This window comes from Cognatundibacterium aquatile (assembly GCF_014699135.1).
Classification (GTDB): domain Bacteria; phylum Pseudomonadota; class Gammaproteobacteria; order Burkholderiales; family Burkholderiaceae_D; genus Undibacterium; species Undibacterium aquatile.
The window spans coordinates 337,376-353,533 of the sequence record NZ_JACOFT010000003.1 but is presented as its reverse complement, the minus strand read 5'-3'; the positions used below and the strand labels follow the sequence as shown (position 1 = coordinate 353,533).

The following is a 16,158-nucleotide window of genomic DNA, read 5'->3' as shown; positions in this document are numbered from 1 at the left end:
AATAGCGTTCTTATGTCTGTAAGCAAAAATAAATCATGAATAGTCCCAACAATTCTGAGAAAAAACCACGTGTGCTGATCGCGGATGACGAACCGCTGCTCAGGGCAGAATTGCGCGAGTCGCTTGCATTGCTATGGCCGGAAGCGGAGATCGTCGCTGAAGCTGCCGATGGATTTGAAGCTCTGCACATGGCAAGAGAAATGTTGCCGGATGTCGCCTTTCTGGATATTCGTATGCCTGGCCTGAACGGGTTAGACGTTGCAAAGACGTTTGCGAACCGCACGCACGTGGTATTCGTCACTGCATTTCAGGAACATGCGATTGCCGCCTTTGAAGAAGGCGCACTCGATTACGTCGTCAAACCCAGCAGTCCGGCACGACTGGCACGCACCATTGCCAGAGTACGCGAACGCCTGACGACACCGCCACCAGACATCAGCCGTGTCATGCAAAACATTCAGGAACGTCAGCAGCACAAGTCAGCACCGCCAGCTTGGTTGCAGGCAGCGGTCGGCAATACGATCCATTTCATCGATCTGAGCGACGTCATCTATTTTTGTGCCGAGTTGAAATATACCCGCGTGGTGACAGACACTATCGAGGCGCACATACGCACTCCTTTGAAAGAGCTCGCAAGCATGCTGGAAGATGCCGGATTCTGGCAAATTCATCGTGGCTATCTCGTCGCCGTGAAACGCATTGCCAGCGTTAACCGCGATGTGAATGATGCACTATGGCTCAGTTTGCGTGAGCACAGCGCCCGTCTGCCGGTAAGCCAGCGTTATCAATTCCGTTTCAGGGGCATGTGATGCGCAACCAGATTTTTTTTGCGCACGCGTAGCCACATAAAAAAATAACGGGCGTCTGAAAATGCTGTGCCTGGATTAAAATAGCAGCGACCAGCAAACTCACAAACAGGCAATGCGTGAATTCGCCACGACAATTGCCTTATCTCTGATATATCACCGTGCACAGAACCGAATTCGCTGAATTGCGTCGTACTTTTTATTCCCCTAGATCATGTCCCTGACCTCTCCGCTGCTCACTGCTATTCCCGGTATTCAATATGGTTTCGGCACGGCGCGCCATCTGGTGCCCAGCGCGCTCAGCCCCTATTGGCATCGCGTGCCGGAGAAAACGCAGGTACACGGAACACAGATTGTCGAGATCACCAGCGAACAACAAATGTGCGGCGGGGCTGACGGTTTTTATACCCGCCAGCCGGGCATTCCCGTCACCGTGATTACCGCCGATTGTGTTCCCGTGCTGTTTGCGCGGCGCGACGGTAAAGCGATTGCCGCTGTGCATGCGGGCTGGCGCGGTCTGCGTTATGGTGTGATTGGCGCGTTGTGGCAACGACTGCGCGCCGAAGGGGAAGACCCGGCAGACTGGGTTGCGGCCATCGGCTCACATATCAACGCCTGCTGTTTTGAAGTCAGCGCAGAACTCGCACAGGAATTTGTCAGCGCGTTTGCAGACCATCCGGCAGAACTGATCACGCCGTCGTACCGGCATCTGGATCTGAATGCGATTGCCGTCATCGAATTACAAAAGGCTGGTTTGCAGCATATCGACAAAGGCCATTCCTGCACACTGTGCAGCAGCCACACCGATGGCAAATTTCTATATCGCAGCTACCGTCGCGGCGACCGCAATTCCCATCAGCATTCTGGGCTGGTGATACTTCCGTAATCAGCATTTTCAGGGGAGTATCTGCGTTTTTCGCCTTATTGTCATCGTAAAACAAGGGGCTTTAAATATACTCCCTGGGGTATATTTTTAACCTGGAACTGATTCCGGTGAACATGTGGGTTCATCACAGATGCTGACCGGCCTGTTGTTTGGGCTCTTTGATTTGGACTCTTAATTTACACTCTTTGATTTGCGCTCGGTCGCTTCCGTCCGTCGGTACGAACGCGCCGCTCAGCGCGGCTTGCCATAAACGCGTTCCGCATTTTTCCAGGCGATCATCTGCGCCTGTTCATCTGGCAGTTGTCCGAGAATACGACGCCAGCGACTGACGATGTGGCCGTATTTATCCCAGCGAAAATCTTTGTGGGCATCGGTGGCAAACATAAAGCGTGTCGGAAAACGATCAAGCAAGGCGCGCCATTCAGGAAGAATCACGCCACAGTCATCAATCATCGCGCCGCCAAGTTGCACAGATTTTTCTTCGCTGCTGAGGCTGCGCTGGTCCTTTTCAGTTTTCGACAAGCTGATGATGACGTTCTCATGTTGTGACAACACCGTTTCTACCTGCGCCGCCGAGCCAAAGCCAGCGTGCGGCCAGATGAATGTCAGTTGTGGAAATTTTCCGTATAAGGCATGAAACGCAGGCCAGTCGCGGTTCCAGTTATACACTTCCCAATGCGTCATCACCGGTGCCTGCAATGCTTGCAGCTCCTGCATCAGTTGCAAGACATTCGGTTTGTCAGCGGACACAAAACGCTCCCCGCTGGCGGTTTGTTCACCATGAGATTTATCGCCATGCGCAAACATGATTTCGCCGACAAACTGATAAGGCCCGTCCCGTAACCCGGACAAAGTCTGACGCAGATACATCGCTGACACATCGCCCCTCAAATCAAACCATTTGGGTGTACCGATAATAAATTTCTGCGGAAAATTTTTCTTCAGCGCCAGAACATCGGCATCGCCATTACTTTTATGAGTCAGACGCCCGAACAGTGCCATCCCCTGCACACCCGACTTGTCCATCTTCGCCAATACCTGATCGTACATTCCACGATCAATCTGCGCCATCGCATCAAACAAGGCACCATGATATTTAGCAGATTTCTCTTCGGATTCACACATCGCCAGCGCAGAAACAGAAACACTGAGACCAGCAATCACGAGCACAATACGTTTGATCATGTTGAGGCAATCTTTCAAAAAAGGGGAGCAAGCGAACTTCAAAAGTAACTGTGATGTTCGCACAAAACACCCTCATCATCGACGCTGACGCGTGTAGTCAGAACGGGGGGGAACAGTATAAGAAATATGAGGCAGAGATTTTTCATAGGCGGCGAATTGAACGCTGAGCAATCAAAAAAACAAGTCCTTGAAAAACGTGCCATCGTCATGAAATGATGCCATTCACGGCATTCAATTATCTCAGACCAGCACCGATTGCACTGGTCGCCGCATAGCCGATGCCGTTCTGGGGCCGTGGCCAAAGCGCACCACCAGATCAGGTCTGCGCGGCGCGATACCAAGGAAATTGGCAAACTGGGGACGCAATGCAGACACCTCGACCGGCTGATTTAAAAATGCATTACGTATATCCAGCGCCGCAGATTGCAGCGCAAAGCGTTCATAGCAACGCCCCACCTCCAGCCAATCAGCAGGGCTGCTGCCATCGGCAACGAACACCGCAATCCCCGCTGAACTGCGCACCTGTTTCGCATATTTATCGTTCTCGCTTTTGGGCGTAAAAAACAAATCAAATAAAACGCTGCCCAACGACGAAGGCAACGATGGATTGCCGGACAAAGCCGAGTACAGCCCATCGCCCATTTGCATCGCATCGTCCGCATTAAAACGCATCCACTTCTTCAGCTCTGCAATGAAAGCACGATCCTGCATCTGCGCGGTATTGCCCTGAACAACGTATTCCAGCACATTCTCGATTGCCGCACGTTGCGTCAGCAAGATCAGGCGCACACCGTTGCCACTGCCAGCGCGCTGCAATAAATCGAGTTCGTATGTCGTCAAGGGTTTGCCATCGTAATCAGCACGGGTACTCTGACGCACAGGAATTGCCTGAAACAGCGGTGACGCCAGCGCACGCGTCGGTTCCAGCGATAAGCACAGTGCGTTCCCCGCCGCTGCATCAACGCTGCTGTGCGCCATCAACCCATGCGCCAGCGCTGCCTGCGCCAGGTTTTCTGCGGCACAACCAAGCGAGACGAAAAGATGATGATCATCCGGATCAACTGCCGGACATCGGCGCGAAAAATCCGGCAGTACAGAAATCGCGTTGTCGTCGATATGAAATTTCCAGCATTGCGTATTGTGACTCGACGGTGCCAGCGTCGCATAGCGCACCAGCTCACGCAAGAGCGACGCTTTTTCATTCGACATCGCCGCACTGTGCCGCCAGAGCTGGCGACTCGCAACGTCGTAACGCCCCTCTGCTCCCGACGAACACGATGTTAACGTCGTCAACCCACCAACCGCAGCCAGCGCCGAAAGTGTAAATGCCCGCCGGGAAATCATGGTGGTTCCTTCGTATGAAAACTAATATTGACGTTAGAGAAAATATTACCGGTGACGGTAACAAAAATAAATTCAGGTCAAATCACATACAAATACTACTCATAAAAAACGGAAGGTTTATTGATGCTGATTTATAAATCCCGGATTGCTTTTTATTTTTTGTTGAACTGAAGTGTATCTCGCCACCCAGCGCAAACGACAAATCAACACCGCGTTTATTCCGTATGAAATTACCGACGCGGCGTGCTAAGGTCTTGCACCTCTGCTGTCTTCCTTTTTAAATACGCCATGCCTGCCAGTGTTCTACGTCAGTTATTTTCCATATTCACTTTATTAATAGCCGCGCTGCTCGTCGTTGATGCGGTTTTTCTGATGTCCACCGGGCTGGTGAATTTCGGCGTGGTGCTGCCGCTGTGCATCGGTTGCGGGCTGATGGTCTTACGCTGGAAATGGCAGCAATTCGGGCGCTGGCGTTCGCAAAGAGTGTGGCGACAGAAAGTCTGGACGCTGGCGCAGTTGCTGGCTGGTGCGTGGTTGCTGAGTCTGGTTCTGTTTTTCATTTTCTTACAACGCAGCAATGATGCCGCCGTGCTGACCGACAAAAATACGGCGGCGGTCAAAGCCATCATGATTCTGGGCTCAGGTTCATTGAAATGCAGTGCATCGCCAACGCTGGTGGCGCGGCTGGATCTGGGGCTGGAATGGGCGCGGCGTTTGCCTGCGGCGAAGGTACTGGTCACGGGTGGAAAAAACTGGACGCTGCCGTGCGCCGAAGCGCAGATCATGGGCGATTATCTGCGCGCGCATGGGCTGGCGGCTGAACGTATCATTCAGGAAGAACGCAGCACCACGACGTATGAAAATCTGTTGTTCAGCCAGCCATTGCTGGGAAAAAATGCGGTGACACCGCACGATGGAATACTCATCGTCAGCAGTGATTTTCATGTGCTGCGGACACGCATGATTGCGCGTCGGCTGGGTTGGTCGTCGGTGCAGACTGCCGGCGCAACGACGCCGCTTTACATACGTTATAACGATTGGCTACGCGAATACTTCTCATTCATCAAGGGCTTTTTACTCCGCATGTATTGATGCAGATCATCGCTTTGTACTGGTCATACCGCTGACGGGTCGGTTAGTATGAATCACCGCCGCATGATGCCGGGTTGACTGGATGCCATGCGCTATGCTTTCATTCCATTTCTTTTCCCTAACCCGCTGTGTTTTCACAGTGTTTCACCAGGTACAAAGAATATGCAAACTTCACGTTATCACCCACTATCGGCAGCCTTACATTGGCTGATGTTCATTCTGATCGCTGTCGCGCTCGCAGCAATTCAGGTCAGGGAAGATATTCCGAAAGGCGAGCCTTTGCGCGACACGTTGAAGTCAGTACACATGCTGGCAGGACAACTGGTGTTTTTATTTGTACTGGTTCGTCTGGCGCTGCGATTCACCTTCAAAGCACCGGCCGCTTTACCGGGGCCGCGTTGGCAAACCGGTAGTGCGCATCTGGTGCATCTGGTGCTGTATCTGATGATGCTGGGTTTGCCTTTGAGTGGTGTGCTGTTTTATCAGGCGGGCGGACGCGATGTCAGTTTCTTCGGCATGCTGTTGCCGCAACTGATCGCACCGAATCCTGAACTGAAAAGCAGCATCAAGGAAATCCATGAAACTGTGGGCGAAGCGATTTATTTTGTGGTCGGCTTCCACGTTCTGGCGGCATTGTGGCATCACTTCATCGTCAAAGATGGCACGATGCTGCGTATGCTGCCGTGGAAAAAGTGAAACAGAACACAAACGGCATCAGATAAAAAATGCCATAAATATGTCGCGCCAAATGCCCGACATAGAGTAAAAATGGGGGAGTATCTTCGGTTTTACCCTTATTCTCAGCGTAGAATAAGGGGTTTAAAATATACTCCCCGGTAGTATATTGAAGCAACAATCTGCAGTAACAACCGCCGCTGCTGGCGCCAACCATGCCGCAGACGATGTCGTTGGCGAGATGCTGGAATGCTCAGCGTCGTGCATCAACGAAGGCATCAATGTCCGGCAAAATCCGGCGACCTTCAGCCCGCTTTGGCGGCGTCGCCACTGGTATTAAAAGAATTCAAGGCACTCTTCATGGCTACACCTCAAGCAAAAAAAAATGGCTCACCGTATGCGTGGGTCTGGCTTATTTTTTTCGGCCTGCTCGGCGCTTACGATTTGTACAATGCCTGGAAAATGCAGTTACTGCCGCAGGCGCTCACCGGTGCCGCCTTTATCCTGTTTGCCATTTGCACGTTCAGGCATCGCGGCATTTTCCAGTTTTCAACCCGTGCCGGTGACGCATCGCAAGAGAAGCCCGGCCTGCTCTGGAAAGCCATGTATTACAGCGCAATGTTGCTGATGATTCTTGGCTTTTCTATGAAGCAGGGCTGGCTGAAATTCTGATGCTGAAAGTTAACAATGAAAAATATTCAAAGGATATATCTGCTGCTCATCGCGCTGTTGAGCGTCTTGTGGCTGCTCGCCGATACGGTGCTGAGCGACCCTTATAATTTCTTCGCCTTACGTACTTCTGTCATGAATTACACCGGCATTATCGGCATCGGTGTGATGAGTATAGGCATGCTGTTGGCGATACGACCGGCGATTGCGGAAAACCTGCTGGGCGGCCTGGATAAATCGTATCGCCTGCATAAATGGCTGGGCATCACGGCGTTGGTGATTGCCGTTATCCACTGGCTGTGGGCAAAGGGGCCGAAATGGATGGTCGGCTGGGGCTGGCTGACGCGGCCAGCGCGCAAACCGGCTGCAGAGCAAACCGTGCCCTTGTTTCAGTTTTTTCAAAGCCAGCGTCACTTTGCCGAAGAGATCGGCGAATGGGCGTTTTACGCGATGGTGCTGCTGATTGCTCTGGCACTGATCAAACGTTTTCCGTATCGCTATTTCTTTAAAACGCATCGCTTGCTGGCGATTGCATATCTGGTGCTGGTATTCCATTCCACGGTATTGATGAAGTACACCTATTGGGATCACCTGATCGCGCCGCTGATGGCGGTGCTGATGGCGGGTGGCACCATCGCAGCGTTGATGTCGCTGTTCCGTAAAGTTGGCGCACAACGGCAGGCAGTCGGTGCGATCGAAGAGATTCAGTATCACACCGATAATCGCGTCCTGAAAGTGGTGATCAATCTGAAAGACCGCTGGAGCGGTCACGCCGCCGGTCAGTTTGCGTTCCTGACGTTTAACACGAGCGAAGGCCCGCATCCGTTCACGATTTCTTCGGCCTGGAATGACGATGGCAGGCTGACGTTTCTGATTAAAGGCATAGGCGATTACACCGCAAGCTTACCGGCAACATTGAAAACCGGCGATCTGGTCAAAGTGGAAGGTCCGTATGGACGCTTCGCCTTTGACGATAATAAATCGCGCCAGATCTGGGTTGCCGGTGGCATCGGCATCACCCCGTTCATCGCGCGCATGCAGGCGCTGGCAGAGCAGGCCGACGCGCGTGAGATCGATTTGTTTTACAGCACGGCAGCACCGGATGAAAGCTTCATTGCCAAGGTGCAGGCCAGTGCCGACAAAGCTGGCGTGCATTTGCATGTCTTACGTTCGGATACCGATGGCAAACTGAACGCGGATAGGATTTGCGCTGCCGTGCCAGCGTGGTCATCCGCCAGCATCTGGTTCTGCGGACCGAAAAATTTCGGTAAAGCGCTGCGTCAGGATATGCTGGCAAAAGGCCTGTCTGGCAATGACTTTCATCAGGAATTATTTGATATGCGCTGATCCCGCCAAGGTATAAAAAAAGGCTGAACATGTTCAGCCTTTTTTAACGCTTATCAGATAGCTTTTGCGAAACGGATCAGTTTGCCGCCGGTCTGGTTTTGTGAAACACCATAGGGCTGTAAGGCACAGACGATGGTGGCGGCGATTGCAGGATGTGTTTTTTCATTGCGCCTATGATGTGCATTTCGCAGGGCTTGCAATCAAATTTGAGCGTGTATTTTTCATCGCCCGTCACCAGCGTCATCGGTTCGGCTTTAACCTGACCCTGCACGCCCTTCACGCCTTTCGCCTGTTTCGGGCACAGATTAAACGAAAAACGCAGGCAATGTTTGGTGATCATCAGCGATACCTCGCCCGCTTCTTCATGTGCTTCATACGCGGCGGCGATCAGTTGTACACCATGCTTTTTATAGAATGCCGTCGCCTTGCTGTTATACACATTCGCCAGATAACTAAGCGTTGTTTCAGGATAAGTGACTGGCGGTTCGACTGCCGGTGTGCGCGGCTGGCGTGGCCATGCCGCCACCCGCGCCGCCTCATGCGCAGCAACCGCATCACGGCGCAAGGCATTGATGACAGAGGAAGGAACAAACCACGGCTGGCGCAAACGCAGATCAACATTCGCCGCTTCAAACATGGTGTTGCCCAATTTGGCGAGGCTGTCGCGCAGCGATGCTTCAGCTTTATCGGACTGCTGCGCCGGTTCCAGCGCCAGCACCGTGTGCACTGATGAAGTGACACCATCTTCATCATGCGTGGTCAGCGTCAAGCCATCCGCATCATCGTTGAGCGTCAGCCAGACCGGCACGCGGCGCTCTGCCGATTTTTTGGTCAGTGCCTGTTCCCAGCGCTGATCGCGATTGCGATTGATCAGCATGCCGACTTTCAGCCCGATCAATTCGCTGACTTTTTCATTCGGAGAAATGCGCCAGACGTCGCCATTCTCGTTCTTGCCCATGTGCTCGACGGTGTTCGCTTGTATGCCCATGACTTCGCGTTTGTGCATGTAGTTCAGGCCATCGCCGTTCGCCATAGGCTCATTCGCTTCGATCTCAAACCAGGTCGTGCCTATCTTCGTCACGTAACCGAGATGCAGGCCGACATATTTCGGCGAATCAAACGCGCCGATATTATCGAGGCGACCGTTGGCAAAATAATCGGTGTGACCACGATGGAAATTTTTATCAACATCCGGTGTAAACGCGATCTGGCTATGACCGCTGGAGGCGCGGGTAAATTCCGGGCGGCGTTCTAAAATTTCATCGAGCAAGACACGATAATGCGCCGTGATATTTTTGACATAGCCCATGTCTTTGTAGCGGCCTTCAATCTTCAGCGATTGCACACCCGCATCCAGCAGCGCTTCCAGATTGCGGCTCTGGTCATTGTCTTTCATCGACAATAAATGTTTTTCATACGCGACCACCCTGCCCTCGCCATCGGTCAGGGTATAAGGCAAACGACAGGCTTGCGAACAATCGCCACGATTCGCGCTACGGCCATTGTCGGCATGCGAGATATAACACTGGCCGGAAAAAGCGACGCACAAAGCGCCGTGGACAAAATATTCCAGCGGCGTTTTCACTTCGGCTTTGATCGCCTTGATCTGTTCTATCGTCAGTTCACGCGCCAGCACCAATTGCGAGAAACCGACATCGCCGAGAAATTTTGCTTTCTCCACGCCACGGATATCGCACTGGGTACTCGCGTGTAACTGTATCGGTGGAATATCAAGTTCGAGTATGCCCATGTCCTGCACGATCAGCGCATCGACACCCGCTTCGTACAATTGATGGATTTGTTTGCGCGCCGGTTCGAGTTCGGATTCATGCAATATCGTATTCATGGTCACAAAAATACGCGCATGGTAGCGATGGGCAAATTGCACCAGTCCGGCGATATCACTGAGTTCATTACTTGCATTGTGGCGCGCACCAAACGACGGGCCGCCGATATACACCGCATCTGCGCCATGCAGGATCGCCTCGCGCCCGATATCAACATTCTTGGCGGGGGATAAAAGTTCAGTTTGATTAACGAGCAAGCTCATGGCGGTGACCGGTGACGAAGGAAGGGCGAAATTATAACGAAATCAAGGGCTTATGTCCTGAAGCAGCGTTTTTTACAGGAGCGAATAAGGAATTGGCATAGGTCAGAGCGAATCTGTCATAGCTTGCAGGCCGTCCGCAGACTGTTGCTGCCTGCTGCATTCCTCTACAATGCAGCATCGAAGAAAGAGGATCACCATGCTGAAACTGACGACGTGCTTGCTGGGAATAATATCTTCAACGCTGTATTCAGCCAGCCTGCTGGCACAAACGGCGCTGCCGCTGAAAGTGGAAGACGCTTTCCGCAATTCGCCGGTTCCGTCTGCGGCGATGAGTGCGGTGGTGATACCGCTGAATTCGGCAGCTGCGACGCCGGTGTTACAGCAAAATGCGGATGCCAGCTTCAGCCCGGCATCGACGATGAAGCTGCTGACGACCCTGATTGCCCTCGAAGAACTGGGGCCGACGTTTCGCTGGAAGACGCAATTTCTTGCCGATAAGCCGCTCAAAAAAGAGGTACTGAACGGTAATCTGTATTTGCGCGGTGGCGGCGACCCGAATCTGACCTGGGAAAAATTCAGCGTCATGCTGCGCGCTTTACGCACACAAGGCATACGCAAAATCAATGGCGACCTGATTCTGGATCGCAGTTATTTTCAACCTGAACGCCTCGATATCGGCACGCCACCGTTTGATGAGCATCCCGATGCGTATTACAACGTGATTCCCGATGCTTTGCTGATCCACAGTAATCTGCTCTCATTCGCCATCGAATCGACCACAGAAAAAATCGATACCCGCTTACTGACGCCTCTCGACAAAATCAAATTTTCGAATCATCTGCATTTCAATGAAAAATCCTGCGCCGAATGGGAAAGCGAATGGAAATCGCCAGTTATCGAATTTCAGCGTAAAGACCAGATCGAGATCATGCTCAGCGGCGGTTTTCCACGTCGCTGCAAAATCACCACGCACCTGAACATCATCGAGCGCAATCAATACATTGCACACATGTTCCGCACGCTGTGGCAGGAAATGGGCGGCAGCTGGCAAGGCCAGGTGCGCGACGGGCTGGTACCGGCGAACGCCACGCTCTTGCATGAACGTGCATCGGAAACGCTGGCTGACACGTTGCGCATCGTGAACAAGCAATCCGATAATGCGATGGCAAAGATTTTATTTCTGACGCTGGGCGCAGAATCCCCCGATAAAACCAACGGCAACACCTTGCAAACCGCTGATGCCCGGGTCAGAAACTGGCTGGCGAAGCAAGGGATCAATGATGCCGGACTGGTGCTCGAAAACGGCTCAGGCTTGTCGCGCACCGAACGTATCAGCGCGAATCAGATGGCGGCGATTTTAGCGGTCGGTGCGCGCAGTTTATGGAACCCTGAATTCAGCTCCAGCATGCCGGTCGCGGCACTCGATGGCACCATGCGCAAACGCCTGAAAGGCAGCGCTGGCGAGCTGCGCGCCCGTATCAAAACCGGCACGCTTAAAAACACCACGGCGATTGCTGGTTATGTGCGCGATATCCGTGATCAGCAGTGGATCGTTGTTGCGATGATTAACCATGACGACGCCGCAAAAGCCAAATCGGCACTGGATGAATTACTGAACTGGGTTGCCGCTGGCCGCCCCTGAGACGCCAACGACGGCACTGATTTCAGCATCAACAATCAACACCGCCATAAAAAAGGCAGCGCCGGATTTCTCGCGGCACTGCCTTTTTTATGCAATGCAGAATTACTCTTTGTAATACACGACCTGCGTTGTCGTTGCCAGTAATGCGCCGTCCGGCGTCCAGAGTTCCGCGATCTGATCGAAATAATTATTATAAAAACGATTCGCCCGCGCATAACCCAGCACAGGCTGCGTACCATGCGCAGTCAGCGTCGCCGCATCCGCATGAAAATACACGGTCAGTGAAACCGTTCCGGCTGGCACCGCTTGTTTGCGTTTGATAAAAATACGTGGGAAAAACGCGTCGGCAATCGCCGTCAGCGAACAGAAATCCATCACGCGTGGCGGTTCATCACGTATCCATTGCTGTGTCACCGTGTCGCTGGCCGTTTCCTGCGCCGTCGCGCTCAGCCCAAGATGGCCGCGCAGCGTGCGAACATCGTAGCGATTCACCCAGACCGGCAACCCGGTTGCAGGCATCGCCACGCCCTCACCAAGATTACTGAGATCGGGGAACTGCGCTTCGGTCGCCGACCAGGTTTCACGACGCGTCGCAAACAAGGCAGTAGCAGTCGCGGCGATCTGGTCGTTTTGCAGCAATTCCATACTCCAGTGTTGCGTCGAACGGTTGGTGCGGATCAGCTTGGGCACCAGATCAAATGCACCGTCGGCGACAGGTGCGGCAAAATTCACGGTCAGCGCCAGCGGCTCGCCCTGGCATTTTGGATGATCCATCACGGCGCGCAGCAAGGTCGCCGCCGTGACGCCGCCAAACGGGCCGACCATATTCGCGTATTTCGCAGAAGTCTGGCCACGGTAATGATCGCCCTGTGGCGTCAGTTGTATTGCTTCGTCAAACGGGTGCATCGTGTTCGCGGTCGTCATGGTCTCTCGTTTTGATTATTGTTGAACGTTGTTGAATGTGATTATTTATTGTCGCTGCTGATGTTGATCAGAAGCCGCGCACCGGAAAGCTGGCATCGCGCTGTATCCAGTTCTGCGGCGAATAATGCGTTGCGCCATCGGTGACATGCAAGGTATACGCATGGCGCGATACCGGCGAGCGATTCGGCGCGCTGTAATGCGGCAGCAGCCCGTGAAAACAGACCAGACTACCCGCTTTGACTTCGAGCGGCACAGCGGTGCTGTCATCCGGCCACGGCGTGGCATCGAGTTTTTCCACGCGCACCAGATCGCCTTCGCGTACAAAACGCTCGCGCATCGCCGTGCGATGACCGCCCGGTTCGGCCCACAGGCAGCTGTTGTCCAGCGTTGCGTCTTCGAGCGCAAACCAGAAAGTCGTGACACTGACCGGGTCGGTTTCAAAATACGTTGCATCCTGATGCCAGCGCACTTCGCCGCCTATGCCGGGCTGCTTGAAAATATACATCGACTGCCAGATTTGTGGCTGCTGCAAACCCAGTTGCTGCGCCACCTTTGCCAGCGCCGGGCCGCGCGAAAAGGCGCTGAACACCGGGTCCAGATCGTGCATCGCATGGCCGATTTTATTAATCGACAGCGATTTATCCTGACGCAGATTGCCTTGTACATCGAACGCTTCTTCTTCAAAAAAACAGCTGATGTTATTCGCTGAATTTAAGAAATAGTGATCGATATGTTGTTCCTGTTCTTTGGTCGTGAAGATGGAACGGGATTGCGCCGGGTCGAACGCATAGACAATCTGCGCCGCACGTTCACGCAGCGCAGCGATCTCGGCTGCAGTTTTAAAATCCGGGACGATGACGTAGCCGTCTTGTGTAAATTGGGTGATTTGTTCCGTCGTTAACATCGTGATTTCCTGTATGAATTTCTTGTCTGAATCCATTGCTCAGTCGCCTATCTTAATAGAATTTCTATTCCGCTGACGGCAACACTTCTTTATCGCCATGCGCATGTGTTGTTGCAACGGCGACAAACATAGCGCGAAGATGATCATTTCACCATAGAAACATTAGGCGCTGACTGAAAAATGTTAGCATCGTCAACAATGAATAAAAAAGATGAATAAAGAAGACAAATAAAGAACGCGTAAAACTACTCCGATCCGAACCAGCCCGGTCAACAACGAGACTCTCATGATTGCTTTCATCAAGCGCCGTATCCAAATTGTGATCGATGCTGTCTGCGATAAGTATTTCCTGACCTGGTTTATTCCGTTGATGGTTATTGCCCTGTTCGTGGCAGGTCTGCTGTTTGAATTGGTCAGCTACGACAGAATTTTTAAGCTGGCGCATTTGTATTCGACGCATTGTCGCGAGCTCAGCGACAAAGAAGCGTTTGCGATGCTGATGACGATCTTTATCGCTGCAGTCAGCTGCCTGACGACCATCGGCGAGTTAATGATCTTCGCCGATAAACGCCGCCGCGGTCTGCCGATAGAACATATCAGCCTGATTATCAGCGCATCGGCTGCTGTGATTTCGCTGGTGCTGATACTGGTGCTGTCGCAACAATGGTGCCGCTGAGATTAACCCCATCCTGTGCCTCACGCCCCAGCCAGTCTGCCACAATGCCCCATCTGGATTGCCGCCATACCAGCCGCTACCGCTGAACGGTATTCCGGCAGCATCTCAGTGGCATCTCAGGGACATCTCAGGGACATTTATATACTCCCCGGAGTATGTAAAAACACCCTTTATTTTATTAAGGCATTTCACTGGTTTTTCAAAAAACAGGGGGGAGTATGCATATACAGCGGATAAACGCTGGTTTGTGCAGGGCGAATGCAGTAGCATCACAGCTCTTTTCGTTTTCGCCGTTATCGACGCATGATCTCGCTTCAAGCCTCATCCTCTTTTTTCAAAAGCAATCATCAGGACATCGTGCGCGCTTTGCTGGCAGGCGTGCTCATCGCTGTACTGAGCGCCTGCAGCTCGCCGCCCGTCAGCGTTAAAACTCCGCCAGCACCGTCAGCGATCATTGCCAACGCACCACCGCCTTCGCTGCCCCTGAGTCGCGAAACGCCGCCGACACCGCGTGAATTCCGCGCCACCTGGGTTTCCACCGTCGCCAACATCGACTGGCCGAGCCGCCGCGACCTCAGCAGCGATAAACAAAAAGCGGAGATCATTACCATTCTCGACAATGCGGTACAGATGAAGCTCAACGCCATCGTGCTGCAGGTGCGCCCGGCCGCTGATGCGATTTATCCGTCGGCGATAGAGCCGTGGTCGGAATTTCTGACCGGCGAACAAGGCCGCCCACCTTCGCCGTATTACGATCCGCTGCAATTCTGGATAGAACAGGCGCATGAACGCGGGCTGGAACTGCACGCCTGGTTTAATCCTTACCGCGCCCGCACCGCGCAAGCGAAAACCATCGCCGCAAAAAACCACATAAGCAAAACCGCGCCTGACGCAGTGAAACAGTATGGCGATCAGTTATGGATGGACCCGGCGGAACCCATCGCCATGCAGCAAACGCTGAATGTGATCAGCGATGTCGTGCGACGCTACGATGTGGATGGCGTTCATATTGATGATTATTTTTATCCGTATCCGATCAAAGCCGCGAACGGTAGCGAAGTCGAATTCCCGGATGACAAAGCCTGGATCAAGTATTTGCAGAGCGGCGGCAATCTGATGCGCGCTGACTGGCGACGTGCCAACGTCAACCATCTGGTGGAAGCGATTTACACCACCGTGCATCAGGAAAAAAGCTGGGTGAAATTTGGCATCAGCCCATTTGGCATCGGTCGCCCTGATCGTTTACCAGCGGGCATCGCCGGTTTCAGCCAGTACGACAAACTGTATGCCGACGTGGAACTCTGGATGGCAAAAGGCTGGTTTGATTATCTGGCACCGCAGTTGTATTGGCCTATCAATCAGACGCCACAGGCATTCAAGGTGTTGCATGATTACTGGATTGCACAGAACGTACAACGCCGTCAGATCTGGCCTGGCTTATATACCAGCCGCATTGATCACAGCGAGAAATCCTGGCCTGCCGAAGAAATTCTGAATCAGATTGATGCTGTGCGTGAGCGCGGCGGTAACGGCCATATCCATTTCAGCGTCATCAGCCTGAATCAGAACCGCAAAGACATACGCAAGCGTCTGATGGCTGAGAAATATACCTCGCAGGCACTGATCCCGGCGATGCCGTGGCTCAACAGCAGCAATATCACCGCGCCGCAGTTGCAATTATCCGATGACAGAAAAACGCTGCAAGTCGCGCTCGCCGATGTCGCCAACACGAAGCTGCTGGCGATCTGGAAACGCACCGATCAGCAATGGCTATTCTCAGTCCAACCTGCGACAAAACTGAGCATCGATACCAGCGCCGATCCCCAGGCTGGTGCAATCCGGCAAATTACCGTGATGGCGATCAGTCGCTCAGGACAGGAAAGCCAGCAAGCAAGCGTGCAGTTCCCCTGATAAAGCAGCAAAAAAGCAGCGCGGAATGTGGTTTTTTTGAACCTCAG

The 16,158-nt window shown here is 52.9% G+C and carries 15 protein-coding genes; 10 read left to right on the top strand and 5 right to left on the bottom strand.

Annotated features, from left to right (window positions below; all coding sequences use genetic code 11):
• The first annotated feature begins 35 nt into the window (after window positions 1–35).
• Both H8K26_RS10140 and pgeF read left to right on the top strand, forming a co-directional pair.
• Window positions 36–809 (top strand): LytR/AlgR family response regulator transcription factor, encoded by a 774-nt coding sequence (locus H8K26_RS10140; RefSeq protein ID WP_190479263.1) that lies wholly within the window; start codon window positions 36–38, stop codon window positions 807–809.
• A 211-nt stretch (window positions 810–1,020) separates the two neighbouring features.
• Entirely contained in the window at window positions 1,021–1,692 is a 672-nt protein-coding gene (gene pgeF / locus H8K26_RS10135; protein ID WP_190479261.1) for a peptidoglycan editing factor PgeF, read from the top strand.
• A gap of 231 nt (window positions 1,693–1,923) precedes the next feature.
• Here pgeF and H8K26_RS10130 read toward each other — a convergent pair whose 3' ends face one another.
• A complete protein-coding gene (locus H8K26_RS10130; protein WP_190479259.1) occupies window positions 1,924–2,877 on the bottom strand; it encodes an amidohydrolase family protein in 954 nt (317 codons plus the stop codon).
• A gap of 240 nt (window positions 2,878–3,117) precedes the next feature.
• Window positions 3,118–4,221 (bottom strand): Acg family FMN-binding oxidoreductase, encoded by a 1,104-nt coding sequence (locus H8K26_RS10125; RefSeq protein WP_190479258.1) that lies wholly within the window; start codon window positions 4,219–4,221, stop codon window positions 3,118–3,120.
• Window positions 4,222–4,509: 288 nt separating this feature from the next.
• Here H8K26_RS10125 and H8K26_RS10120 point away from each other — a divergent pair, with 288 nt between their 5' ends.
• From H8K26_RS10120 to H8K26_RS10100, 5 genes are all read left to right on the top strand, one after another.
• A complete protein-coding gene (locus H8K26_RS10120) occupies window positions 4,510–5,313 on the top strand; it encodes a YdcF family protein (protein ID WP_190479256.1) in 804 nt (267 codons plus the stop codon).
• A 162-nt stretch (window positions 5,314–5,475) separates the two neighbouring features.
• Window positions 5,476–6,009: a cytochrome b gene (locus H8K26_RS10115; protein WP_190479254.1), complete on the top strand. Its 534-nt coding sequence runs from the start codon at window positions 5,476–5,478 to the stop codon at window positions 6,007–6,009.
• A 148-nt stretch (window positions 6,010–6,157) separates the two neighbouring features.
• Entirely contained in the window at window positions 6,158–6,328 is a 171-nt protein-coding gene (locus H8K26_RS10110; protein WP_190479252.1) for a hypothetical protein, read from the top strand.
• A gap of 20 nt (window positions 6,329–6,348) precedes the next feature.
• The gene (locus H8K26_RS10105; RefSeq protein WP_190479250.1) at window positions 6,349–6,660 is read left to right on the top strand and encodes a hypothetical protein; all 312 of its coding nucleotides are present in this window, start codon (window positions 6,349–6,351) and stop codon (window positions 6,658–6,660) included.
• A gap of 15 nt (window positions 6,661–6,675) precedes the next feature.
• Window positions 6,676–8,004, top strand: coding sequence for a ferredoxin reductase family protein (locus H8K26_RS10100; RefSeq protein ID WP_190479248.1), 1,329 nt, complete (start codon window positions 6,676–6,678; stop codon window positions 8,002–8,004).
• Between the two features lie 76 nt (window positions 8,005–8,080).
• Here H8K26_RS10100 and H8K26_RS10095 read toward each other — a convergent pair whose 3' ends face one another.
• A complete protein-coding gene (locus H8K26_RS10095) occupies window positions 8,081–10,054 on the bottom strand; it encodes a peptidase U32 family protein (protein ID WP_190479246.1) in 1,974 nt (657 codons plus the stop codon).
• 196 nt (window positions 10,055–10,250) lie between these two features.
• Between H8K26_RS10095 and dacB the strand changes: the two genes are divergently transcribed.
• Window positions 10,251–11,696, top strand: coding sequence for a D-alanyl-D-alanine carboxypeptidase/D-alanyl-D-alanine endopeptidase (gene dacB / locus H8K26_RS10090; protein WP_190479244.1), 1,446 nt, complete (start codon window positions 10,251–10,253; stop codon window positions 11,694–11,696).
• Between the two features lie 102 nt (window positions 11,697–11,798).
• Here dacB and H8K26_RS10085 read toward each other — a convergent pair whose 3' ends face one another.
• Entirely contained in the window at window positions 11,799–12,620 is an 822-nt protein-coding gene (locus H8K26_RS10085) for an acyl-CoA thioesterase (protein ID WP_190479242.1), read from the bottom strand.
• 67 nt (window positions 12,621–12,687) lie between these two features.
• Window positions 12,688–13,560, bottom strand: coding sequence for a phytanoyl-CoA dioxygenase family protein (locus H8K26_RS10080; protein ID WP_223826956.1), 873 nt, complete (start codon window positions 13,558–13,560; stop codon window positions 12,688–12,690).
• 250 nt (window positions 13,561–13,810) lie between these two features.
• On the opposite strand from H8K26_RS10080, the gene H8K26_RS10075 reads away from it, so the two are divergent.
• A complete protein-coding gene (locus H8K26_RS10075) occupies window positions 13,811–14,200 on the top strand; it encodes a hypothetical protein (protein WP_190479240.1) in 390 nt (129 codons plus the stop codon).
• A 303-nt stretch (window positions 14,201–14,503) separates the two neighbouring features.
• Window positions 14,504–16,111, top strand: a complete 1,608-nt coding sequence (locus tag H8K26_RS10070) for a glycoside hydrolase family 10-like protein (RefSeq protein ID WP_190479238.1) — start codon at window positions 14,504–14,506, stop codon at window positions 16,109–16,111.
• Window positions 16,112–16,158 lie beyond the last annotated feature (47 nt).